This window comes from Sphaerisporangium rhizosphaerae (assembly GCF_042665155.1).
GTDB classification, from domain to species: Bacteria; Actinomycetota; Actinomycetes; order Streptosporangiales; family Streptosporangiaceae; genus Sphaerisporangium; species Sphaerisporangium rhizosphaerae.
In genome coordinates, this window is the sequence record NZ_JBHTCG010000001.1 from 295,048 (window position 1) to 319,711 (window position 24,664).

The following is a 24,664-nucleotide window of genomic DNA, read 5'->3' on the forward strand; positions in this document are numbered from 1 at the left end:
CGGGACGACGGGCCCCGTCACGGGCCGGGCGGGGCCCTTCACCGGGCGGGCGGGTCCCCCTCACGGGCCGGGCGGGCCCCCTCGCGAGCCGGGCCGGGCGGGTCAGCGGTAGCGGCCCTTGAGGGCGCCGTCGGGGGCGGCGAGGAAGAGGATGGCGTCGCCGAGGTCCTGGACGACCGCCATGTCCTGGTCGCCGGGCTCCTCCTCGTCGGTGACCAGGGCGGCGGCCTCCAGGGAGACCGCTCCGCTGGAGGCGGCCATGGCCACGGCGACCTGGATGGCGGACAGCCGCAGCGAGGGCAGGTCCACGTTGGTCGCGGTGTAGGTGCGCCCGGTCTCGTCGCGGACGGCGGCGCCCTGGGCCGTCCCGTTGCGGGCGCGGGCGGCGCGGGCCAATGTGATGATCTTGCTGTCCTCGGCGCCGAGGATGGTGTCGGTCACGGGCATCAGGCTACTGGGCGGCTCCGCGGTCACCGGCCCGTGGTACGGGTCCGTCATGCGTCGCGATCGCTCCTTCTCCGGTCGGGCGCCCCCACCCCCTGGCCTCTTGGCCCAGGCAGGGCCAGGGCAGGCCGGGAAATGGCATTTCCGGTGATTAGCACGGTCCATTCAATACGCAAGGACACCTTTCCTGTGCGCAGGGTGATCAAGGCCGGAAAAGCGGTCGTCGCTCGATATATCCGGCAATCGGTGACCTGCCATTGGCTAGGCTTCTCCGTCGTACTCGGACAGGCGCGCCGGACGCCGGCGGTCGCCCCGCGGGAGGCGGCCGGGGTCGCCTCGCCGGGAGATGGAGCTGATGCATGGTCGCTCGGGGGATCCTCGCCGGCGCGCTGGCGCTCGCGCTCGCCACCGGACCGGACGCGGCGGCGTCGGCGCTCACGGCGCCCACGATGGCCCTGCGCGCGCCGGAGCAGTGCTCGCCGCCGCACGGCGGCACCCAGGTCGGCGAGTCGTGGGCGCAGCGCCGGCTGGCGTTCACCGGGGTCTGGCCGCTCACCAAGGGCGAGGGCGTGACCGTGGCGCTGATCGACAGCGGGGTGGACACGCGCCATCCTCAGGTCCGGGTCGCCCGGTCGGTCGACCTGACCGGCACCGGCCCGCTCGACTGCGTCGGCCACGGCACGGCGGTGGCCGGGATCATCGCCGGAGCCGACATGAAGGAGATCCCGTTCGCGGGCGTGGCGCCCAAGGCGCGGCTCATCTCCATCAAGCAGACCAACAGCGAGCGCGGGGACGTGGCGCTGCTGGCCCAGGGCATCAAGCAGGCGGCCGACCTGGGCGCCCAGGTCATCAACATCTCCGTCCAGACCAGCGACCAGCCCGACCTGAAGGCGGCCGTCGAGTACGCGCTGGCCAAGGACGTCGTCATCGTGGCCGCCGCCGGGAACATCAGGAAGGAGGACGGCACCCCCGCCGCCGTCTACCCGGCCTCCTACCCGGGCGTGCTGTCGGTCGGCTCGGCCGGCCCGGACGGCAGGCGCAACGACTTCTCCAACTCCGTGACGCCGGTCTCGGTGATCGCGCCGGGTCAGGACATCACCAGCACCTGGCCGGGCGGCGCCTACCGCCAGGACCTGGAGGGCACCAGCTACGCCGCGCCGTACGTGGCCGGGGTGGCGGCCCTGGTGCGCGCGCGGCATCCGGAACTGGACAACGTGCGGGTGCGGCGGCGCATCGAGATCACCGCCGACGGCGCGTCGGGCACGGGGACCGGCGCGGGCATGGTGAACCCGCTGATGGCGGTGTCGGAGATCCTGCCGTCCGAGGTGGTGGCCATCGCGCCCCGCCCGGCCCAGGCGCTTCCCTCGACGATCGTGACCAGGCCGCGGCCTCCGGACCAGGAGGCGATCAACGTCTCCGCCGCGGTGGCGGTGATCGCGGTGCTCGCGGCGGGGCTGGTGGCGGCCGTGGGCGTCGTCATCCCCATGGGACGCCGCCGCGGATGGCGGCCGGGCCGCGCGGTGACCCCGGGCGAGTGAGCGTCCGGCCCGGCGAGTGAGCGGCGATCCGGCGAGTGAGCGGCGTGACCCGGCGCGAGAGGCGGGCGACACGGCGCGAGGGGTGGAAAGCCCGGGTGAAGTGGCGGGACGGAAGCGCTTGTACGGGATGAGATGAATCGCCCTATCCGTTTCCCCGCCCCCAAGATCAACGAAACCGTAACATGTGATGCAGACGTGACAAATTACGTTAAGTGCGACTCAAACATGTGGTGTCATGATGCTTGAGATCTCCAGGGGCTTGAGATGATCCACAGGGGAAGGCGATAAAGGACATGCAGTCGTTGCTGCCGGATGACCCCAAGCAGGTGGGCGCGTACACGCTTCTCGGGCGACTGGGTGAGGGAACCCGGGGCGTCGTCTACCTTGGCCGCCTCTCCGGTGAAGCGCCGATCGCAGCGCCCACGGCCGCCGAGGCCGAGGCCCCCGCCGAGGCCGGCACCCAGGGCGAGAGCGCCGCCGCGACCGGAACGCCCGCCGAGTCCGCCCCCTCCCCCGCCACGGGCGAGCCCGGCCGGCTGTTCGTCGTCAAGCTGCTGCCCCCGTGGCCGGAGGCCGGCGACGAGGCCCGCGCGCGGGTGGTCGACGACCTGTCCGCCGCCCAGCGCGTGTCCAGCGCCTACGCGGTGCGCAGCGTCGACGCCGGCTGGATCGACGACCGCGCCTACGTGGTCCGCGAGCACGTCGAAGGCCGCTCGCTCCGCGAGGCCGTCGAACTGGACGGCCCGCTGACCGGCGACGCCCTCGAGCGCGTCGCCGTCGGCACGCTGACGGCGCTCACCGCCGTCCACCTGGCCGGCATCGCCCACCGCGGCCTCACCCCCGACAACGTCCTGCTGTCCGCCGACGGGCCCCGCGTCTGCGACTTCGGCCTCGGCGAGACGGCCTACCGCTCCCCCGAGCAGGTGCGCGGCGAGCCCACCGGCCCCGCCGCCGACCTGTTCGCCTGGGCGAGCACGATGGTGTTCGCCGCGACCGGCGCCGAGCCGTTCGGCGAGGACGCCGAGGCGATCGCCACGGCCCGCGCCGACCTCGGCGGCCTTCCCGCGCCGCTGCGTGACGTCGTGGGCTCCTGCCTGGCCAAGGTGCCCGCCGAGCGGCCCACCGCCCAGGGCGCGATGCTGTGGCTGCTCGGCGAGGAGAAGGCGGCCCCGCCCGCCCCGGCGATCCCGGCCGCGCCCGTCCCCGGCGCGCCCCTGGTCGGCATCCCCGTCCCGGGCGTCCCCGGCGCGTCCTCCTCCAGCACGCCGACCGTCCCGGCCGGCCAGGCCGGGCCCGCGGGTCGGCCCGGTCCGGCGGGACCCGCCGGTGACCCGCCGCAGCACACGTTGATGGAGGCGGGCGGCTCGGTCGCGCCGCCTCCGGCCGTCGTCCCGCAGGGCACGGAGAGTCTGCCCCCGACGGTGTACGCGGCCGAGCCGCAGCCGCCGGCCCCGCCGGTGTGGGGCGCTCCCGCCCTCCCGTCGGAGGAGCCCGCGCGGCCCGAGTTGCCGGCCGCCGCCGGAGGCGAGGCGCCGCCCGCCGCGCCGGTGCGTAAGAGGACCGGCGCCCACTTCCCCGTCGGCCTGGCCGCGGGCGTCGGCGTCGTGATCGGCCTGTCCGGCCTCGGTCTGTGGGGCGCCGGCCACTACGCGGGCAGCAGCCAGCAGATCGGCCGGGTCGCGGCCGAGGGACAGGCCGGCGGCACGAACGTCCCCGAGCCGTCCGGCGGCCTGGGCGACGTCGCCGGCGTCGGCGAGAGCACCGCGCCGCGCCCGCAGGTCACCGTGCCGTGGGCCGGCTCCCCCGCTCCGCAGCAGACCGGCGTCTATCCGATGCAGCTGACGACGTCGAGCCCCGCGGCGAACATCCCGAACTTCTCGCCCGGCCCGCAGTTCACCCCGCCGCCGATCCCGTCGGCCCCGCCGACGCCCACACGGTCGTCGCCGACCCCGGTCCCGACGGTCACCGTCACCATGACGCCGAGCCCGGTGGTCAGCCCGTCCGCGGAGCCGACCCCCACGCCCAGCCCGTCCGGGCCCGACCAGTCGCCGCAGCCGTCGGTCACCCCCACCCCGGACCCCTCGGGCCCGGGCAGCCCGACGCCTTCGCCGTCGCCGAGCGGGCCACTGAGCCTGGTGCCCACACCCACGCCCACGCCGAGCCCGACGCCCACCACCTCCGGCCCGGCGTCCCCGCACCCGAGCTCCCCGTCGCCGCGGCCCACGCCGAGCGTGTCCAGGTCGTTCACGCCGCGGCCCCCGCACGTGTGGAGCCCGCGGCCCAGCGTGTCGGCCAGGCCGACGGGCACCCGGACGCCGGCCCCGAGGCCGACCGTCACCCGTACCGCCACGGCGACGCCGGCTCCCAAGCCGGCCACCAACCCCTTCACCCCGCAGCAGGTGTGCAACGGGTCGGGCAAGGGCACCGGCTTCGCCGTCCAGCGGCAGAGCGCGTTCACCGGCGGTGTCACCTACCAGCTCTACAACCTCGCCACCGGCTTCAACTGCGTGGTCACCATGAAGACGCAGAACATCGGCGTGCTCAGCCCGGTGTCGGCGACGCTGGAGGTGCAGGGCTCCGCCCCGGTCAGCGAGAGCGGGTCGTTCAAGTACTACGCCGGGCCGGTGGTCATGCAGGGCAAGGGCAAGTGCGTGCGCTTCAGCGGCAGCGCGGGCAGCGGCTCCACCGCGGCGCCGTTCGGCAACTGCGGCTGACCCACCCCGATCGTCCATCCCCGACGAGGCTCGGCCCGCACCGGCGGCCGGGCCTCGTCTCGTACCGCGAAGCGAAGGATGCGCGTATGACGACCAACGGCGGACCGTACTCCCCCACCGGCGACCCCGAGGTGGACGAGGTGCTGGAGGCGCTCGCGGCGCAGTCGGCGAGGTTCGAGGCGGTCGGGCGCCGGCTGTCGGAGACGCGCGGACGGGGCGAGGCCGAGGACGGCCGCGTGATCGTGGAGGCGCTTCCCGGCGGTTCCCTGGTGGCCCTGCGCATCGACCCGCGCGCCATGCGGCTCGGGTCCGAGGCGCTGGCCGAGGCGATCCTGGTGGCCGCCAGGCGAGCCGAGGCCGACGCCGCCGACCGGGCCGAGTCGCTGATGGCCCCCCTGGTCGCGGAGCCCCCGCCCGCGGGCGCTCTGCCGCACGACTGATCCCGGGGACGCGCGCCGCACTAGAGTGATCGCCGTGGAGGGGTGGAAGCCGGCGGGTGCGTTCGAAGAGGGCCTCGGCTCGGCGTTCGCGGCCGGAGACCTGGCCCTGTGCCTCGGCCTGCTCCGCCTGGCACAGCTCGCCCTGCCGGTCAGCCCGGCGGCCGCCGCCGGGCTCGAGCCGGTGGCCTGGCCCACCGCGTCGGACGCCGAGGGCACCTGGATCCTCGCCTACACCTCCGCGCGGGCCATGCGGGCCGGCATCGGCGAGGTCACCGCGCACCACCGCGTCGTCACGCTGCCCGAGCTGGCAGCGGGCTGGCCCGACCCGCGCTGGGGGCTGGCGGTCAACCCCGGGCTCCCCGTGCACTTCTTCCTGCGGTCCGGCACGGTGGCCAGGCTCGCCGTCCCCTCCCTGGCCGAGGAGCGCCTCGCCGACCCCGGCGCGGGCCTGCCGGTCGTGCAGAAGCCGCTGACGCCCCGCGACCTGTACGCGTACCTGGCCGAAGGGGAGACCCGGGTGTCGGGGTACTGCCACCGCGCGCTGGACGTGGCGCACATCGCGACCCCCGCCGTGCTGGCCGACGCGCTCGGCATGGCCGAGGTGGACGGGGTGCTCACCGACGAGGGCTCGGTGAACCTGCTGCGGTGGGCGGCCGTGGGGCTGAACCTCTACCGCACGCCCTACGGCGGCGTGGACGAGGAGAGCAGGGCGGCCGTGGAGGGCCTGCTCATCGAGGAGCCGCCGTTCGTCGGCCTCGGGCTGGCGCCGAACGTCGACCAGGTGATCCGCGAGTACAAGGTGGACGGCGTCGGCCTGCCGCACGGGGCCGAGATCTGGGAGCTGACCGACGCCGGGGTGCAGCACCGCCGCGCGGTGTACGACGGCGACCTGGAGCGCTGGCTGCTGGTCCAGGCCGCGCCGCCGACCGCCGCCCCTCCAGGCGAGGAGTGGGGCCTCCTCGCTGAGGAGGAGAGCCTTCCCAGGGAGGAAGAAGGCCTGCCGGAGGAGGAGTGGAGCGCTCCCGGCGCTCCCCGTGGTCCCGGTGGTCCCGGCGGTCCCGGCGAGGGGCGGGCGCGGTGAGGTGGCACGGCTACCGCGTCCACTGGCGGGGTGAGGAGTACGAGGCCGCCCCCGACCCGCGTCCGGACGGGCTGTGGATGCGGCTGCGCGCCGCCGGGCCGGTGGACGGCTTCGAGCCGGTCGCTCCCGGTCGTCACGTGCGGCCGGTGCCGGCGGGCGAGTGCGAGCAGGTCGTCTTCGTGACGACGGCCTGCCTGTGGCGCGGGGCGCCCTGCCAGGTGCGCGCCGAGCGCGAGGGCGAGCTGCTGGTCGAGTACACCGGGGGGCTGCTGCCGGTGGCGCGGGCGCTCGGGTTCGAGCGGGTCGAGCGGGGCGTGCACCGGGCCTGGGTGTCCCGGGACGAGGTCGCCGACCTTCATGAGCAGGCCGTTCTCCTGGACCTGTGACCTCGGCGGCGGCGGGGGAACGCCGTGTCCGTTTTCTGGTCATACGGCAGACCGGAATACTCGCATAACCGGCAATGCGGAAGAAAAGCCGGATTCGACGCACAACGCTTGCCGAGTTAAATCCTGGAATGTCACAATGTCCGATCAAGCGACTGTTTCCCTGGAGTTAGGGCACGGTTACGGTGCCGTTAAGCACCTGGCACCGTGGGGACAGGTGCTCGGGGAGGTCATGTGGAGGGATTCGCCGGTGGGGACGCGGCCGAGATGCGGGCTTATGCCGAGGAGCTCCGCGCCGCCTTCATGCGCCTTCAGGAACAGGCGCCCGAGACGCACCGCAGGGCCCGCGCCGTACAGGTCACGGAGAAGTCCGAGGACGGGCTGATCGCCGCCACGGTCGGAGCGCGCGGCGACCTCATCCGCCTCGACATCGACCCGCGTATCTACCGGCGGCCCGACTCCCGCGAGCTCGCCGACTCCATCACCGCGACGGTGCGGCGGGCCGCCGCGAAGGCGCAGGCGGAGGTCATCGAGCTGTTCGCGCCGCTGGTCCCCCGCGAGCAGATGAGAGCCCACCTCGACGGAGACCTCGACAGCGTGCTGGAGCAGATGGCCCAGCAGATGCTCGGAAGGCGGTGACCCGCGATGCCGGAGAACGTCGACGTCCACGCCCCCACCGCCGTCCAGGCGCTGGCCCAGTGGGACGCCGCCACCAGCGGCATCACCCGCGCGTTGAAGGAGGGCCAGGCGCGCATCCAGCGGCTCGTCGCGGCGGCGCCCTGGGGCGACGACTCCGCCGGCGCGTCGTTCCACACGGCCTACATCAAGGACGCCAGTCCCGAGATGCTCGCCCGCATCGGCGAGATGGTCATGCAGGACGTCGAGGAGGTGGGCGGCAAGGTCCGCACGGCCGTCGGTAACACGCGCCGCACGGACAAGGCCCAGGCCGGCACCACCCTGAGCATTTGACCCCGGCGACCGGACGGGAATGACGTGGCGCACGGCGGCAACCCCAACGTCAACCCCAACACCCCCGGCGGGCAGGCGTCCCCCGGCATCGGCGGCACCTCCTCCACCGACGTCACCCCCGCCTGGGGCGAGTCGCTCCCCGGCTGGGTGGACACCTTCATCGCCATGATCGCGGCGGGGCAGAGCTGGCCCAAGGCGAGCGAGAGCCTGCTGTGGGAGCTCGCCAAGGAGCACCAGGCGCTCGGCGGCGGGCTGCAGGAGTCGGTGGACCCCGGCATCGCCGCCGGCAGGGCCGTCCTTGCCGGATGGCAGGTGCCCGCCACTCCGCTGTACGTCGAGCAGGCCAACCAGGTGCTCAAGGGCGACGGAGGCGTGCTGGGGCTGGCGCTCGCGCACCAGGCCAAGGCGCTGCAGGTCGACGACTTCGCGCGCGAGACGCAGTACTCCAAGATCTCGATCAACGTGGCCTTCTGGGTGGGGGTCACGGCCGCCGCCATCGCGCTGCTCAGCATGGGCGCCGGCGTGCCGCTGCTCGGCCCGATCGCCGCCTCCACCCGCGCGGCCATCTGGCGGATCCTCCAGCGGCTCGCGGCGGTCGCCGGGCGCGACCTCGGCGCCGGCGTCACCGCGCGGCTCGCGGCGGGCCGGCTGGCCCAGACCGGCGCCCACGGCCTCGCCCGCACGATGCTCGCCAGCCACCTCGGACGGGAGATCATCGAGGAGATCGGCGAAGAGGTCTTCATCGACGCCTACAGCCAGCACAAGCAGATGGAGATGGGCACCCGCACGAGCTGGGACTGGAGCAAGACCTCCGCCTCGGCGATCGGCGCGGGCGGCGGCGCGGTGGCCGGCATGAAGGTGGCCGCCCCGCTGCTGTCGCGGTACGGCGGGCGCGTCCCGGTGCTGAACCGGCTGGACGACCTGGCGCGCAACGGGTCGGGTGCCTCCAGCAGGCTGGCCGGGTTCGGGCGCGACGCCATGCAGACCGGGCTGAACAACATGGTCGCCTCGCCCGCCGGCAGCTTCCTGGCCAACGGGGTGGTCTACAACGAGTGGAACCCGCTCACCGCGCTCGGCCCCGACGCCCTCGCGGGCGCCTTCATGGGCGGCGCCGGCCGCACGCGGACGATCAGCCCGTTCAACCCGGACGTCTTCCACGCGGTCACCCACCCGGCGCAGACCCTGCACGCCGCCACCACGGCCGACGCCCAGGCCCGCGCCACCACCCTCTCCAGCACCGGCCCGGCGACCAATCCCTCCCCCGCCCCCGGCGCCGCCCCGCCCTCCGTCTCGAACCCCGCGGCCTCCAACCCCGCATCCTCCGGCCCCGCGGCCTCCTCCAACTCCGGCCCCGCAGGCTCCACCGGCACCGGCACCGGCACCGGCCAGCCCCTCACGGGATCCTCCGGCCAGAGCCCCGCACCCCCCGGCGGCGCCGCCCCTCCGGCCACCCTCTCCACCGGCAGCCCCCCTCCGTCCGGCACAGCCCAGCCCGCCCAGACCAGCGGCACCGGCCAATCCACCCAAACCGGAGGGACGGGCCAGCCTGCCCAAACCGGAGGAACAGGCCAGGCCACGCAGTCCGGCGGCACGGGCCAGCCCAACCAGACCGGAGGGACAGGCCAGCCCAACCAGACCGGGGGCACTGGTCACTCCACCCAGAGCAGCGCCGCGAGCCAGTCCAACCAGACCGGACCAGGCAGCCCCCCGCCACCCGGCACCGGACAGACCGCGTCCTCCACGACCGGCGGCCCCGCCGCTCCGGGCACCGACCCGGCCGGCACCGGCACGCCCGGAACCGGCCCCACCGGTGCCGGAGGTGGGCAGTCGTCCACGTCTACGGGTGCTCCGTCCGGCGGTGGGCCGGCCACCTCGGCGCCCTCGCCTCAGGGGCCCGATCCGCATGCCCAGGCGTCCCCCCAGCAGGCGCCCCCGCCCACCACGGCCGCGGCGTCCGGCACGACACCGCCCGGCGCGGGGACGAGCGCCGCCGGCCCCGTCCCCGGCACCCCGAACGTTCCCGGTCCCGGCACGCCGAACGCTTCCGCTCCCGTCCCCGGCGCGCCGAACGCGTCGGCGCCGCAGGGGTCACCGTCGCCCGCTCCGGCGGGAACGGGCGTGCCCGCGACCTCGGGCGCCACCCCGGCCGCAGGAGTGGCCCCGGCCACGGGGGTAGTTCCGGCCACGGGGGTAGTTCCGGCCACGGGGGTGGTTCCGGCGGGCGGCCCCGGTCCGGTCGTGGCCGCCGCGGGTCCGGCGCCGCTGTTCATGCCAGGCATGCCCTCCGTCCAGGTGACACCCGCGGCAACGCCTTCCCACGTCACCCCTTCCGGAATGCCGCCCCGGACGCCCCCCGCCGGGACGGCTCCCCAGGCCGCGGCCGGCGGAGCCCCGTCCGTGCGGACGACCCCCGCCGGGACGCCTCCCCAGGTCGCGCCGGGCGCGGCCCCGTCCGTGCAGACCACGCCCGCCGGGACGCCGCCCCAGGTCGGGGCGGGTGGGGTGCCGCCCGTCTCGGGCGGGGGCACTTCCGCCGCCGGCGCCGCCTCGCCCGACCCGGCGCACACCGTCACCGCCGTGCTCAGCGACATGCTGCCGCTGGTCGACCCGGACGCGCTGCCGCTGGACGACGGTTCCCTCCGGGTGACGGGCCCCGACGGGCGACCCCACCTGGTCCGCGCCGATGCCGTCCGCCGCATCACCCGGAATCTGGGCGTGCGGGTCATGGACGGCGTCCAGGACCAGCGACTGCGGGCCGAGGCGGCGGCCCGGCTCGGCGCGGCCATATCGCGGTCCGCCGGCCTGCCGCCGATGGCGGGCTCGCTGAACGCGCTCGGCCGGCTCGCCGACGCCTCCCCCGGCGCGCTGGACGTCCTCGCCGACGTGGCCCGCGAGGTCGTCGGCGACCGCTGGGGCCGTCTGCGCGCCACCGACCTCACCGAGGCCGCGCACCGGGTGGTGAAGGAGGCGAACGGCGGCCTGCCGGAGGAGTCGTCGGACTACGACGTGATGCGCACCGGTCCGCTGGACGAGCAGCGGAAGGCCGTCTCCGAGCGCGCCGCGACCCTCGCCGACGACCTCGCCGCCCCAGCCGCCGCCACCGCCGCGCAGACCACCCCCACGGGAACAGGTGCGGGCACCGGCACGACCACGCAGGCCACCCCGGCCCCGGCGGGCACCGCCCCGACCCCCGTCGCCCCCGCCACGCGATCCGCCGCTGCGCCCACAGGTACGAGCACCCCTACCGGTTCGCAAGCCGCTCCCGCGTCGACCGGGACGACCGGGACGAGCACCGGTCCGCAGGCGGCTCCCGCTGCGGCCGGGACGAACGCCCCGTCCGCCGTCGCGACGACCGGCGGGCCGTCCACGACCGCGCAGGCCCGGCCGAACGCGAACCTGGGGCAGGTCGTCCCAGGCGGCGGGGAGACGCGGCCCGCGCAAGGGGTCGTCCGGCGGTTCCTGGGGGCCGCGCTGAACCCGTTCCCGTCGAGGGGCGGGGCTCTGGCACCGGACGTGGAGGCGCGGTACGCGGAGTACCGGCACCTGGCCGAGCGCTGGTCGCACGCCGCGCCCGATCAGCGAGACCACTACGAACGCCAGATCAGGACGCTCATCACCCGGCTGTCGGACCAAGGACGCCCCGCGCCGGTGCCGCCGTGGGACACCGGGCGCCTTCACACCGTCGTCCCCACCACGATCGCCCAGACCCAGCCGGTCCAGGCGACCCTGACCCAGGCGACCCCGGCCCAGGGGACGCCGGCGGGGAGCCAAGGCCAGGGGGCCCTGTCTCAGGGAAACCCGGCCCAAGGAACCCAGGCGCAGGGGACGCAGCCCTCGGCAACCCCAGCCCAGGGAACCCAAACGCAGGGGACGCAGCCCTCGGCAACCCCGGCTCAGGGGACGCAGGCGGGGGTGGCGCTGCCGGGGCCGCTGGTCGAACTGGTGGCGCGGGTCGAGCGGATGCGCGAGTCGCTTCGGCAGGTCGAGGACGGGCAGCGGGCGCGGGAGGCCGCGAACCGGAAGAGGGCCGATGACGCCGCCGAGCGGGCCGGCACGGCCCACGACAACGCGGAGAAGGCCGACGCCGAGGAGGACGCCTGGCACGTCGACCGGGCACGCGACGCCCGCTCCACCAAGCGACTGGAGGAGATCGCCGCCAAGCACTACGGCCGCATCGCCGACGCCTACGGCGAGGCCGCCGTCCGGGCGCAGGAGGTGGCCGCCGCCTACGCGAGGGTGGCGGAGACGCTGGAGCGGCTCGCCGCCACCCAGACATCGGCATCCCCGGCCCAGGCATCGACCACTCCCACCCAGACGTCGGCCTCTCCAACCCACGCGTCGACCTCTCCGGCACAGGCATCGACCTCTCCCACTCAGACCTCGGCCACTCCCGCACAGCCATCGGCCTCTCCAACCCACGCGTCGGCCTCTTCCGCGCAGGCGTCGGCCTCTTCCGTTTCTGAGCTGGTCGCGCGGGTCGCGGAGCAGGTCCGGGAGGCCGACGCCGCGTTCGAGCGCTACCGGGAGGCGGTGAAGGCCGCCCGGCCTCCGGACGCCGTGCTGCCGGTGGGCATCCCGAGCGGCCGGCTGCCGTACCTGACGCGGCTGACGAACGCGGTGAACCAGGTGCTCGCCGACCGGGGCGTCGACGAGAGGGTCCGCCCTGCCGAGCTGGTGTGGACGCTGCGCGCGGACTTCCAGCAGCTCGCCTCGCCCGACGGCGTGGTGCTGCGCGTCGGGCACGGGACGGCGGGCGAGGTGCGGATCCGTCTGGAGATGGGCGAGCCGGTCGAGGTGCCCGACCCCGGCCGCGTGTCCTCGGAGATGATGCAGGGCCTGCTGCCCCAGGGCGGGAGCTGGATGGCGGCGACCGTGGTGCGCATGCTCAGCGCGTCCTTCGGCCTGAACCTGGCGACGGTCGCCGCGCTGGCGACGCCCGGCGGCGGGCTGGTGGGCCTGCTCGGCGGCCTGGCCAAGTACGTCGGGCTGAGCGTGCGCCACAACGTCGGCCGCTCCTCCAGCACGACGGGGTCGCACGCCGAGTACGTCCTGCCCGGTCAGGTCGCCGACAACCGGGGCGACGCCACGCTGTTCCACGTACCGGTCGCCTACACGGTCGACGCGCGCGTCCCGGGCGGTCGCGGCGGGAGCCCGGAGTGGACGGCGGCGGCCCGGGTCACCGAGGGCGCGGGCAACGACAAGACCGGCCTTGACCTGTGGCTCTCGCACGCCCACACCGAGCACCCGCCCGACGCGCCGTTCAGGTTGCCCGCAGACCAGGTAGGCGACGCCCGGTTCCCCCGGTACGTCCCCTTGCATACCGAGGGTCTGGAGGGGCTGGCCGACCGGGCGGTGGCCACGGAGGGCACGGACGGCAGGCCGCTGCGGCGCGCGACCCGCGACCAGGTGCGCGCGATCATCACCCAGGAGCTCCCGGGCCATCTCACCGAGGCGGTCGACGACGAGCAGGGGTTCGTCCGGATCATCACCGACGGCGGGCGCAGCGGCGTGCTGCGCGTGAGGTCGCGGGTGGTGTCGGAGTCGATGGCGTCCCGCCCGGGATGGAAGCAGTTCCAGGAGTGGCTCGGCGTCAGCTTCTCCGGCGCCACCGGCGCCATGTCGGCCGGTCGTTCCTCGGGGCTCGGCACGACCGGAGGCGTCGGGCTCACCGACGACACCGCCCCCTCGAACGGGTGGCACGGCCTGGGGGTGCGGCTGAACGCCGGCTTCCGGCGGGCGTGGTCGCGCTCGGACGGCGTGTCGGCCGGCGGGGTGTCCATCTACCCGCTCGTGCGCCGCTGGATGGGGCGCACCAACCTGCAGGACGTGACGCTGCGCCACGACGTCACGGTCTACTTCTTCGACGAGGGCGGCCCCCGGCCGGAGGTCTCCGGCGACACGCGGATGCTGCTGCAGGTGCCCGAGCCGGACGCGGGCCGCGCGGGGTGGGCGGTCGACGCGGACGCCCCGTCCAGGGACGAGGCGGGCGAGCAGCGCGCGAACGCCGACGGCTCGCCGAGGTTCCGCGACGACCCCGATCCCGCGCCGCCGCCGGGCCGGACCACCGACGCCCCGGTTTGGATGGGGAGCAACGCGGACCAGATGCGCGGCGCCGGTCCGTCCACGGTGTACCTGGACGCGGCCGAGGTGCACCGCAGGCGCGATGAGGTCATGCGGAACCTGCGCGCGGCCGGCCTGCTGCCCGGGATCGGGCCGGACGGGCTGCCCAAGCCGTCGGTGGACCCCCTGGAGCGGGACGCCCAACTCGCCAACCTGCGCGAGGTGACCGAGCAGTTCTCGGTGAACGCCCTGCAGACCCGCATCGACCAGGCCGCGCAGGACGGCGTCCACCTGGACCTGGTGCGCGCGCGCCTGGGAGAGAGCATCCGGCACTACACGCTGCGGGTGAGCCTGGTCGACACCGGCCGCTCGGACTACGCGGGGTGGTCGGAGGCCGAGGGCCACGTGGCGCTGAACATCAGCTCCAACACCACCGTGCGGTCCAGGAGCAGGTCCAAGACATGGATCGCCTCCCTGTCCTTCGCCTTCAAGCCGCTGGTCAAGCTGGCCGCGAAGCTCGGCAAGCACTGGACCGGCGCCGAGTTCGGCTGGGAGGGCGGCATGAGCCGCTCCACCGGCTGGGGCTCCGGCTACACCCTGAACGAGGTGACGCTGATCGAGGGAACGCCGGTGGCGGAGTTCCGGCGCGCCTACACGATGCGGGCCGACCTGGTGGAGAAGGGGCGGACCCGCTCGCTGCTGTCGCCGGAGTCGCTGGCCGCGCCGGTGTCCGCGCGGATGCTGGTACCGGCCGACCTGCTCGCCCAGCGGCAGGCGGTGAGCAGCCCGGTGGCGCCGCACCCGACCACCCCGGAGCTCATCCGGCGCTCGATCCTGCTGAACATGGACCTGCGCGACGTCCTGCCCGCGATGCTCAACGTCGTCCCCGAGGCGGCGCGCGCGGACGCGGAGACCCGGCACATGCTGGCGGCGCTGGCCAACGTCCGCACGATCATCTCCGACACCTCGTGGCTGGGCGGCGAGCAGCGCGCCGACTTCCTCGTGCGGGCGGAGGGCGCCCGGCCGCGGCGCGGCTGGGTGGCCGTGCGCGTGGAGCTGGGCGAGTCGGAGTGGGTGGCGGTCAACAACCTGACCACCGCCGACATCCACCTCGCGCTGAGCAGCACCTCGGCGAACTCCGGCGGCTCCCACAGCAACGCGGTGAACGCCTCGGCCGGCGCGGCGGGGCGCCTGGCGGCCGATCTGGGCGGCGGCGTCAACGGGTCGGCGACCAGGAACGCCGGTCACTCCACCGGCCGCACCCTCATCGCCGGCGACGAGCCGATCATCGTGGACACCGGCAAGCAGTACGGCTACCGCGTCCCGGTGACGGTCTACGTGACCGGGGGCATGGAGGGCTCGGAGACGCGGCCGCCCGAGGTGGTCCCGAACGGCAGCATCATGTACGACCTGCCGGAACAGGACGCCCTCACGCTGTACGGGCACGGCGAGATGCCGCTGCCGCTGCACGCGGTGGCCGACGCGATGGAGCGCTTCCTCAACGGCCACCTGAAGTTCGACGCGCCCATGGCGATGCGGCTGGCCCGTCAGTACGTCAAGGACCGGCAGGCCGCTCTGGCCGACCCGAACCCGCCGGACATCCCGCTGCTGGCCAAGCACACCCCCGAGGCGCTGTTCGAGGGCATCAGCGCCCGCCTGCTCAAGGAGCTGAACAAGCCGGCCGCCGACCTCGACGATCTGCTCGACCCGGCGCGCACCGCCCAGAAGGTCAAGGTGGCGATGCCCGCGTACTCCCGCGACCGGCTGGGCACGACGGCCGTCCAGTCGATCAGGCTGCGCACGGCCGACGGCCGTGCGGTGGAGATGCTGGACGCGGTGGTCGACCAGGTCCTGGCCGCGGTCCCGGACGCCCGGCTCACCGACCCGGTGATGATCCGCGCCCTGGTCGGCATGTTCGCCGGCGACAACTGGTGGGGCACCATCGAGAACCAGCTGTCGCCGCACGGCTTCGAGTGGGAGATGCCGGTGCGGGTCGGCCGGCACAAGACCAAGCTCGTGCGAATCACCCTGCGGAGCGGGTTCGACGGCGACACGGTCGAGCGCGAGGGGCGCAACGACGCCAAGGTCTTCATCCGCCAGAAGTACGGCTACGAGAGCGTCGAGGAGTCGGCCTCGGCCGGATCGTCGTTCGGCGCAGGCGTGAACGGCGGCGTGTCGGGAGGCGGCAACGGCGGGAAGGCGACGGCCGGCAGCCATCGCGGCCACACGCGGTCCACCTCCAGGGGCGTGCAGCTCACCCAGCTGTACGGCGTGGCCTCCTTCGACGGCGGCGACCTGGTCAGCCACCCCGTGACCGTCGCCGTCAGCGCGAAAGTGGTGCCGATGCCCCCGGGGCGGTCCGGCAACCGGCTGACCCAGCCGGTGCGCTCGTTGTTCCAGCGCACCGGAAGCGCGGTGTACCGGGGCGTCGCGCGGGGCGCGCGGGCGGTGGCCGGAGTGCTGCCCTGGGTGCGGCCGGTGGCGCCGATCCTGGCCGATCCCGCGCCGCTGGTGCTGACCGGCACGGCCATGCGGCTGGTGGAGGACGGCCTCACCGTGCCGGCCGACCAGGTGCCGGCGCCGACGCCGCGCGTCCCCGACCCGCGCCCGCTGGAGCTGCCGGAGGCGATCTTCCCGGTGGAGACGGTCGCCGACGGGCTCATCGACGCGGTGCGCGCCCGGCTCGCGCGCCCGGACCTGCTCGGGCCGGTGGGCGTGCAGGAGCAGTGGACCCGCATCGCCCACGCGCTGTCGCGGATGGCGCTGAACGCCAACCTGGAGTTGATCACCTCACCCGACGGCCACCCCGTCCTGCGCGTCCCCCTGCACGGGAACAAGGTGGTGGACGTGTGGATCCACGCCACGCCCTCCGAGGAGGAGATGGTCGTCGGCGAGCGGGAGAACATCGAGAACCGCCAGGTCAAGCGCCGCCAGGAGACGTACGGGACGGCCTCGGAGCGCAATCGTCTGTCGCCGGCGAGCCGCGGCGTGGAGGGCGCGCAGGACGGCTGGGGCACCGGCCAGGGCGTGTCCACCGGCGACCAGGCGGGCCAGCGGGTCTCCTCCTCCGGCGGCGCGCGCAAGGAGAAGAGCGGCTTCGAGAAGGGCCCGGCGGTGACGCTGAGCACCCGCCTGGACCTGGCGGTGTCCTTCAGGGTGTCCACCGTGCGGAACGACGGCGGCGAGCGCCCGGGCAGGGTGGTCGAGCTGCCCGGGTCGGTCACCGGGCACGCCGTGGTGATGATGGCCACCCGCGACTACGAGGCCATGCTGCGGCGCCGGCGGCACGAGCCGGGCAGGGGCTGGTCGTTCGACGAGGACGGCTCCTCCGCCGAGCGCCGTCCGCGCCGCCGGCGCCCGCTCGCCGCACGCGCGCCGTGGACCTCCGCCGGGCGCGGGCCCGCGACGCTGGACCAGGTGGTGGACGCGGCGCGGAGCCGGCCGGAGTTCGCCACCGCCCCGATCCGCGCGGTGGCCGAGGAACTGCGCGGACGCCTGCCGCGTCCCGGCTCGGGCGAGACGCTGACCCTCAGCACCTCCGCGCGACCGGCCGACCTGCCCATCCCGCTCGCCTGGGCGCGGCTGCTCGCCCGCGAGCTGCGCACCGACGTGCGCATCGACGTCCAGGAGCCCGGCGGGCTGGTCCGCGGCTACACGTCGGACGCGAAGGGCCGGTTGGCGGCCGACATCCCCGACGGCGGGTTCGCGGCGGCGCTCGCCACGCTGCCGGCCGAGGTGGCCGCCACGGCGGTGGCCCACGGGCTGGACCTGCGCCCGCTGTTCAACCGGACCGCCGTGCGCGGCGACTTCGCCGAACAGGTCACCGCCGAGCTCGAAACCCTCGGGGCGAGCGTGCCCCAGCGCCCGGCGCCGATCTTCCCGCGCCCGCTGTGGGGTCCGGGCCCGGAGGAGAGCGCCAACACCATGCTGGGCAGCCTGGGCGTCCGCGCCCCGGTGGACCCGGGGTCGGGCTTCGTCAGGGGCAGGGCGCCGGAGTCCGGGCCGCTCGACGAGGCCGAGCTGCGCACCGCCTGGCAGGACGTCCAGGCCGACGACCTCGGCGTGGACGTCCGCGCCTCGGCGTGGCCGGACGGCGACCCGGTGCTGACCGTCACCACCGGGGGGCCGCTCGGCGAGGTGCGCTTCCGCCCCGAGGTGGCCGGGGTCCCGGCCGACCGGATGGCGAGCACGGACCTGGACTCCGGCTCCCCGTACGTCGTGCGCATCGACCCTGACACCCCGGCCCACCTGGTCGCGCGGACGCTGGTCCACGAGGTGGGCCACGCGATCCGCGAGCTGGCCGCGCGCGCGGGCGGCGCCCCGCAGGGCGTGCTGCGGCCGTCCCTGGCCGCGGCGAGCCCGGCGGGCGCGCCCGTGCCGACGACCGACGCGTGCGCCGAGGCGCGGGTGGACGAGTACCGCTACCTTTCACGCAAGTGGACGCAGGCTCCGGCGGACCGGCGGCCGGGGCTGCGCGCGCAGATCGAAGGGCTGGCCCGGCTGGTGGAGGGCCGCGGGCTCACTCCCCCGACGCCGCCGTGGTCGGGCCCCCCGCCGTCGGTGCCGCGCCAGCGGCCGAGCATCGGCAGCCTGCTCAACGCCTCCACGCCCCCCGGTCCCGCCGCCGGCCCTCCTCCCGCGGCCACCGGCCCCGCCAATGCCCCGGCGAACGGCACCACCGGACCGCTTCCCGCCGCGAACGGCACGACCGGTGCATCACCCACCGCGAACGCCACCACCGGAGCACCACCCACCGCGAACGCGACCAGTGGAGCACCACCCGCCGGTAGCGCGACCTCTGGAGCGCCCTCCATGGGGAGCGGCACCACCGCAGGCCCTTCCGCGGGGAACGGCACCACCGCAGGGCCTCCCGCGGGGAACGGCACCACCGCAGGGCCTCCCGCAGGAAACGGCACCACCGCAGGGCCTCCCGCAGGAAACGGGACCGCCGCGACGCCTTCCGCGGGCAACGGCGCGGGGAACGGCCCGGTGGGCGGCGGGACACCGGCGGCGGGCGAGTCGCGGCAGGAGTTCTGGGCGCGGATGCGGCGTATGAGCAACACCACCGGCTGGATCCCGCCGGAGGAGGACTCCCTTCGGCGACCGGCACCGACGCCCTCGGGCCCGGCCTCGGCCTCGGCCCCGGCACGGCCGCCGTCGCCGTTCGCCTCGGCCGCCGAGCTGGGCGAACCGGCGGGGCGGCCGGTCAAGGTACGGCACGACGACACTCTGACGACCATCGCGCGCCGCTGGCTCGGGCCGGGCGCCACCAACGGCGAGGTGGCGCTGGCTGCACGGGACTGGTACCAGGCGAACCGGGACCTGATCGGGGACGACCCCGACCTGCTGACGCCCGGGCAGACGCTGACGCCGCCGAAACGAGGAAGCAAGGTATGACGCTCCCAGTGGCCCGCACCAGGGACGAGGCCCACCTGTACCTGGACCTGCACCCGTGCGAGCGGTGCGGGTCGGTCGAGACGACGTGGGAGCACGCGCTGGTCGCCGCGCCGGAGGGCCTGGCGGCGCGCTACGCCGGCGCGTGCGCGGGCTGCGGCGCCGAGCGACGGCACCTGTTCGGGCTGCCGGAGCGCGAGGTGGGCGCCGGGCCGTTCCCCACGTTCGGCGGCTCCGAGCCCTCGCAGCTCCTGGACGCCGGCGAGTGGCTGTGGGTGGCCGACCTGACGGCGGGCAACGTCCCGGCCGATGACCCGGACGCGGCGCGGCAGGCGCTCGCCATCGCGGTGGCGGCGGTCGAGGAGGTGGTGAAGTTCGTGCCGCCGGGCGAGGAGCAGGTGCCCGAGCGGGCGTTCTGGACCGACCTCGGCCGGCAGGTGCGCGGCGCGGAGCCCGGCCGGTTCCAAGTAGACCGCCTGCTCGTCGTGCGCGACGCCTACCGCCGCCTCGCCGGGTGACGACAGGACGACCGCCACCGGCGCTCGCCCCGCTGCCGATATGGTCGAAGGCCCCGGGCCGGCCGCAGAGGAAGGGACGGCATGTCACCGCTTCGCGCCAGAACGCTCACCGAGGCGCACCTCTACATCACGCTCACCGCGAGCCGGGACGACCCCGGCCGCGCCGCCGAGCCCGAGCGCGACTACGAGGCTCACACGACGCTGACCGAGGGCCGGGACGGGTGGACGTTGCGGTTCGACGGGCAGGCGCTCGGCCTGGCACTGGGCGTCGAGGTCGTGGTGCCGTACGAGGCGGAGGCCGAGGCCCGCCGCGACCGGCTGCGTTTCGGGTCCGGGCGCTCGGAGCTGATCGACGCCGGCCAGTGGCGGGTGCTCGGCGCCGCCTACGCGCGGCGGGCCATGCGCGAGGACCTGCTGTTCGCCGCCTCCCCCGATGACCCTGAGCGCTTTCAGGGCGTGGTGCGCGCCTGGGAGTGGGCCCGCGACGCGACCGCCGAGGCGGCCAGGTTCCTGCCGCCGGGCGCCGCCGCAGTGCCCGCCTCGGCGTTCTGGACCGGCCACGGCGCGGCGATCCACCGCGAGGCGCCGCAGCGCTTCACCCGCGCGTCCCTGGAGGACGACATCGCCGCCTACCAGGAGACCCTGGACGACTTCATCGTGACCAACACCGGCCGCGACGCCTGACGCTCACGACGACAGGCTCACCGGCCGGCGAAAGTCCGAAACGCCGCGATCGTAAGGCCGTGGCTCGTCCCACCCTGTGACCCTCGAGACAAGGAAAGGACGTGCTTTACAGGACCGGCACACCCTTCTCCCTCCCGACGGACGCGGCTCAAGCAGGCTCAAGGAGGCGCCACTCAACAGGAGCGCGGCTCACGGGGGCGCGGCTCACGGGGGCGCGGTCAGGCCGGTTTGATCGAGCGGGTGCCGTGGATGAGGAGCTTGGTGACCCATGTCTCCCAGTCGGTCGGGACGGGGTTGGAGGTCGGGTCCTGCTCCAGGTTGCCCACGATGCTGTAGGTCGCCGAGCCGGTCATCCGGGCGGCGAAGCTCCCCCAGCGCCCGCCCGGGAGGAAGGGCACCAGCGCGACCGAGTCGGCGGCGGCGTCGAAGGCGAGGTTCGCCACGAACGCCTGGCCGAACTCGACGGCGTTGGTGCGCAGCGACAGCACGTCGCGGCCGTCGGCGTCCTTGCGCACTCCCGAGGCGGCGTAGATGCCGGCCTGGATCACCTGCTGGCCCCCGGCGTAGGCGACGCTGTCGATCGTGTAGTAGAAGGCGTTCTGGACGATCTTGGAGACGCCGATGTTGAAGATCTTCAGCTGGCTGCGCGCCAGCGAGGTGAAGTACTTCTGCACCGCCTGCTCGGCGAACCTCGCCATCCCCGCGGTCGGCCAGGCGTACATGGTGGTGAACAGCATGTTCGCCCACGCCTGCACCGCCATGACGACCAGCAGGTGCCGCGTGGTGTCGATGTACTGGGCGTAGGCGCGGCACGCCGCGGCGGCCCGGCGGCAGTAGTCCGCGACGTCGGGCGGGTACCCGGAGAAACCGTCCGGCCGGAAGGCGGTCAGCGGCGTCGGCGAGCCCTGCCACATGGACCTGAACGCCTCGACGCCCGGCCCGGAGTTGCCGGTCCACACCTGCCTGGCCGCCTCGTCGGCGGCGATGATCTCGTCGTCGATGCTCTTGGCCAGCCCCTCCAGGGTGCCGGCGGCGGTCCGCAGGCCGTCGGGGTCGCCCTCGGGCCACTGGACGCCCAGCATCGCCGAGACGAACGCCCCGTGCGCCGCCGTGGCGACGGTGAGGGTGGTGCCGGCGGGATGCTTTCCGGCCGTCCTGCCGAAGGCCGCCAGCGGCGCTCTGAGCATGGCGAAGGACGGGCTCACCTCACCTCCGCCTTGGTGACCGGGACGGCGAACCCCTGGGCGTCGACCGCCTGCGCGAGCCGGCCCACGGTGGCCCAGTCGGCGGTCTCGAGGTTGGCTCCGGCCTGCGCGAGGTTGTCGCCGATGCGGTCGTAGGCGGCCGTGATGTTCCCGGCGTGCCGGGCGATCTCCTCGGTGGCCGCCCGGAAGCCCTTGCGCCCCTCGGCGCCCTCGTAGAAGACGTGACCGTGCTCGTCGTCGCCCCAGAAGTGGCCGAGCCCCGAGAGTGCGGCCATCGCGGCCTTGAGCGCCGTGCCCAGGTGGTCGCGCTGGAGGTGGAAGTCGTCCTGGCGCCGGGTCAGGACGGCGGGCACGACGTCCGTCACGACGCCCGGCCGGCCGTCCCCGTACACGTCCGTTCCCGCCACCGGCGCCTCCGCATCCTGTGATCACCCGACCTCCCAGAATGGTAGAAAAGCCGGGTTTCGCCATATTTGCAGAAGCCGATCTTCCCGGATGTCGCCGAAGTGAGCACCACGACACACCGTGGAAATCGCCCTCGCGCGGCGCACCGGCCGTGTCGCGAACCACCGGCTCCGCGACCTGGGCGAGTCAGCGCGGAATGGCGCGGCGGCGGCCGTCAGTAGCCGCGGTAGCCCGTGCCGTTCTTCGTGCCGACCACTCCGGGGACGTTGGAGACCGATCCGTACCGCTCGATGGCGTACCGCACGCCGGCGATGATGTTGTCCACCGGGTTGTAGATGTCGCGGTGCCCGGGAAGCGACCACCGGTCGAAGGTCGGGTCGATGGTCTGCATCAGGCCTTTGGACGGAGTGCCCGCCGCCGCGTTGGAGTCCCAGTTGTTGATCGCGTTCGGGTTGCCGCCCGACTCGTGCTGGATGATCATCCAGATGTCGCTCGGGTTCATCTTGTCCACGGGGTAGCCGGCGGCGCGCAGGATCTCGATCGCCTGCTGGATCCACTCGGCCACCTGGCCCTTGGGCGCGGGCCCGCCCCCCGGCGGCGGCGGGCCGCTGGAACCGTACCCGCCGAACCCCCCGCTCCCGCCCCCGGAGTCGCCGTAGGATCCGCGGCCGAAGTACTGGTCGTACTCGCTCTTCGGCACCGGAACCCACTCGGTGACGCGGCCGGGCCCCGGGACGAACGACTGGTCCCCGGCGGCGGGGATGTCGGCGAACGCGGGCGTCGCCTCCTTGAGGTGCTTGGCGATGTCGCCGCGGGCGGTGGTCAGCGCGCTCTCGGCCGTGCCGACGTAGGTCCGCGCCAGGGCGGTGTACTGTCCGGCCTCCTTGGTGATGCCCGCCTTGAGGTCGTCCTCGGTGGCGTGCGGGTTCAGCCGGCGGTACTCGGCGGTCCAGGCCAGCAGGTCGTCGCACGCGCCGTTGACGTTGCGCTTCGCGGTCTCCACCGCGCCCGCCACCGTGTCCAGGCAGTCGGCGCAGGACGCGAGCGCGCCGTGCAGGGAGTCGCCCGCGCGCCCGTACCGGGCCATGTAGGTCACGAACGCGTCGGCCGAGGCGCCCTTCCAGGCGGCGTCCACCCGGGACAGGGCCTTCCCGAGCGTGTTGAGCCGCTCGACGGTGTGGCCGCCCGCCGTGCGCCAGCGCTTGGCGAGCTCCCGGATCGCCGCCGGGTCGCCCTGCACCTTGCGCGCCAGCGCGGCCAGCTCCTGGCCGCCCGGCAACCCCGCCACGGCGTCGATGTCCGTCAACGTCGCGGGTCCTTCTCCCCGACGCTCACGTGAACCGCCGGAAGGAGATGGGCTGCCGGCCGGCGACGTCCTGGATCTTGACGACGTCCCCGGAGTGCGGCGCGGCGATCATCTTGCCGTCGCCCATGTAGACGGCGCAGTGGGTCGGCGGCTCGCCGAAGAACACGATGTCGCCCGGCTGCGGCGGCCCGGTGATCGGCTTGCCGCTGGCCCAGTAGCCGGCGGCGGTGGCATCGCCGATCTTGATGCCCGCCTCGTTCAGTGAGGCGTGCACCAGCCCGCTGCAGTCGAAGGCGTCCGGCCCGTCCGCGCCCCAGACGTAGGGCTTGCCCAGGTGGCTGCGGGCGGCGGCCACGATGTCGGCGCCGGTGCCGTTGCCGGTCACCTCGAACGGGATGGCACGCGGCACCGCGCCCCCGCCCTGCCCACCACCCTGTCCGCCGCCGGAACCGCCCCCCGAATCGCCGCCGTAGGTGACCGGTGTGGCGCCGGGCGGCGTGTCGGTGCCGGCGAGCGTGGTGGTGCGCTTGGGGTCCAGCGGCGTCGGCCGCCACTCGGTGGTGTGACCCGGCCCGGGGACGAACGCCTGCCGGTCGGCCGCCGGGATGGAGGCGAAGGTGGGGTACGCCTGCCCGACGTGCTTGCCGATGTCGGTGCGCGCGGTGGACAGCGCCGTCTCGGCCGTCTCGACCTGCTCCTTCGCCTTGTGGACGGCGAGCCGCACCTCGCGGGTGATGCCCGGCTTGAGCTGGTCCTCGGTGGCGTGCGGGTTGAGGCGGCGGTACTCGGCGACCCACGCCAGCAGGTCGTCGCACGTCTGGACGACGTTCTTCCTGGCCGTGCGCACCGCGCCCGCCGCCGAGTCCAGGCAGCCCGCGCAGTTCACCAGCACCTCGCGCAGGGAGTCCCCCGCGCGGCCGTAGCGGTTCATGTAGGCGACGAAGGCGTCGGCCGAGTCGCCCTCCCAAGCGTCGTCCATGGTCCGCAGCGCCGTGCCGAGGGCGCGCAGCTTCTCGACCGAGCCGGAGGCCGCCGTGCGCCAGCGCTTGGCGATCGCCTCGACCGCCGCGGGGTCGCCGTCGGTCTTCTTCAGCAGAGCGGCCAGTTCCTGGCCTTCGGGCAGCGCGGCCACCGCGTCGGCGTCCGTCATACCTTCGGCAGATTCTTCTCGGTGCCGTGCTCGGCGCTCTTGACGTTGGTCTCGACGGTGTCCAGCGCGCGTTCGACCCCGTCGAGGCGGGTCTTGACCGTGCCGAGCTCCTCGTCCGCGTGGCTCTCCACCGAGCCGATGGCCGTCACCAGCTCGGCGGCCCCGGTCAGCGTGCCGAACATCGAGGAGGTGGCGGCGTTCTTGGCGGGGAAGTCGTCGCCGATGGAGGCGAGCTTGCCTGCCTGGGTGTTGACGGCGACGCGGAGCTTGGCCAGCGCGTCGTAGTTCACGTCGAGACTCACCGGGGCCGGCTCCCTCCGTCGTCGGCCAGGACCATCCAGCGGCTCGGTCCCGGGCAGGACGCCCACCGTGC

16 protein-coding genes are annotated in these 24,664 nt (G+C 74.7%); 10 read left to right on the plus strand and 6 right to left on the minus strand.

Annotated features, from left to right (window positions below; all coding sequences use genetic code 11):
- Positions 1 to 102: 102 nt before the first annotated feature.
- Positions 103 to 441, minus strand: a complete 339-nt coding sequence (locus ACFQSB_RS01265; protein ID WP_380823816.1) for a cytidine deaminase — start codon at positions 439 to 441, stop codon at positions 103 to 105.
- A 362-nt stretch (positions 442 to 803) separates the two neighbouring features.
- Between ACFQSB_RS01265 and mycP the strand changes: the two genes are divergently transcribed.
- From mycP to ACFQSB_RS01315, 10 genes are all read left to right on the plus strand, one after another.
- Complete coding sequence (mycP, locus tag ACFQSB_RS01270; RefSeq protein WP_380823817.1) at positions 804 to 1,982, plus strand: type VII secretion-associated serine protease mycosin; 1,179 nt, start codon at positions 804 to 806, stop codon at positions 1,980 to 1,982.
- 293 nt (positions 1,983 to 2,275) lie between these two features.
- On the plus strand, positions 2,276 to 4,696 hold the full coding sequence (locus tag ACFQSB_RS01275; RefSeq protein ID WP_380823818.1) for a serine/threonine protein kinase: 2,421 nt from the start codon (positions 2,276 to 2,278) through the stop codon (positions 4,694 to 4,696).
- A gap of 86 nt (positions 4,697 to 4,782) precedes the next feature.
- Positions 4,783 to 5,136: a YbaB/EbfC family nucleoid-associated protein gene (locus tag ACFQSB_RS01280; RefSeq protein WP_354834967.1), complete on the plus strand. Its 354-nt coding sequence runs from the start codon at positions 4,783 to 4,785 to the stop codon at positions 5,134 to 5,136.
- A 34-nt stretch (positions 5,137 to 5,170) separates the two neighbouring features.
- Positions 5,171 to 6,217: an SseB family protein gene (locus ACFQSB_RS01285; RefSeq protein WP_380823819.1), complete on the plus strand. Its 1,047-nt coding sequence runs from the start codon at positions 5,171 to 5,173 to the stop codon at positions 6,215 to 6,217.
- Positions 6,214 to 6,603 carry a hypothetical protein gene (locus ACFQSB_RS01290; protein WP_380823820.1) on the plus strand — a complete coding sequence of 130 codons (390 nt, stop codon included), beginning with the start codon at positions 6,214 to 6,216 and terminating at the stop codon, positions 6,601 to 6,603. Before ACFQSB_RS01285 ends, ACFQSB_RS01290 begins: the two co-directional genes overlap by 4 nt.
- Before the next feature lie 231 nt (positions 6,604 to 6,834).
- Complete coding sequence (locus ACFQSB_RS01295; protein WP_354834973.1) at positions 6,835 to 7,239, plus strand: YbaB/EbfC family nucleoid-associated protein; 405 nt, start codon at positions 6,835 to 6,837, stop codon at positions 7,237 to 7,239.
- Positions 7,240 to 7,245: 6 nt separating this feature from the next.
- Positions 7,246 to 7,569: a hypothetical protein gene (locus ACFQSB_RS01300; protein WP_354834975.1), complete on the plus strand. Its 324-nt coding sequence runs from the start codon at positions 7,246 to 7,248 to the stop codon at positions 7,567 to 7,569.
- Between the two features lie 24 nt (positions 7,570 to 7,593).
- Complete coding sequence (locus ACFQSB_RS01305; RefSeq protein ID WP_380823821.1) at positions 7,594 to 19,026, plus strand: WXG100-like domain-containing protein; 11,433 nt, start codon at positions 7,594 to 7,596, stop codon at positions 19,024 to 19,026.
- Entirely contained in the window at positions 19,023 to 19,541 is a 519-nt protein-coding gene (locus tag ACFQSB_RS01310; protein WP_380823822.1) for a hypothetical protein, read from the plus strand. The genes ACFQSB_RS01305 and ACFQSB_RS01310 overlap by 4 nt, the downstream gene beginning before the upstream one ends.
- 81 nt (positions 19,542 to 19,622) lie before the next feature.
- On the plus strand, positions 19,623 to 20,225 hold the full coding sequence (locus tag ACFQSB_RS01315) for a hypothetical protein (RefSeq protein WP_380823823.1): 603 nt from the start codon (positions 19,623 to 19,625) through the stop codon (positions 20,223 to 20,225).
- 218 nt (positions 20,226 to 20,443) lie between these two features.
- Here ACFQSB_RS01315 and ACFQSB_RS01320 read toward each other — a convergent pair whose 3' ends face one another.
- From ACFQSB_RS01320 to ACFQSB_RS01340, 5 genes are all read right to left on the minus strand, one after another.
- Positions 20,444 to 21,430, minus strand: coding sequence for a WXG100-like domain-containing protein (locus tag ACFQSB_RS01320; RefSeq protein ID WP_380823824.1), 987 nt, complete (start codon positions 21,428 to 21,430; stop codon positions 20,444 to 20,446).
- Positions 21,427 to 21,837 (minus strand): hypothetical protein, encoded by a 411-nt coding sequence (locus ACFQSB_RS01325; RefSeq protein WP_380823825.1) that lies wholly within the window; start codon positions 21,835 to 21,837, stop codon positions 21,427 to 21,429. Before ACFQSB_RS01325 ends, ACFQSB_RS01320 begins: the two co-directional genes overlap by 4 nt.
- A gap of 212 nt (positions 21,838 to 22,049) precedes the next feature.
- Positions 22,050 to 23,141, minus strand: coding sequence for a transglycosylase SLT domain-containing protein (locus ACFQSB_RS01330; RefSeq protein ID WP_380823826.1), 1,092 nt, complete (start codon positions 23,139 to 23,141; stop codon positions 22,050 to 22,052).
- Between the two features lie 25 nt (positions 23,142 to 23,166).
- Positions 23,167 to 24,291, minus strand: a complete 1,125-nt coding sequence (locus ACFQSB_RS01335) for a bifunctional WXG100 family type VII secretion target/C40 family peptidase (RefSeq protein WP_380823827.1) — start codon at positions 24,289 to 24,291, stop codon at positions 23,167 to 23,169.
- Entirely contained in the window at positions 24,288 to 24,593 is a 306-nt protein-coding gene (locus ACFQSB_RS01340) for a hypothetical protein (protein WP_354915317.1), read from the minus strand. Before ACFQSB_RS01340 ends, ACFQSB_RS01335 begins: the two co-directional genes overlap by 4 nt.
- Between the last annotated feature and the right edge of the window lie 71 nt (positions 24,594 to 24,664).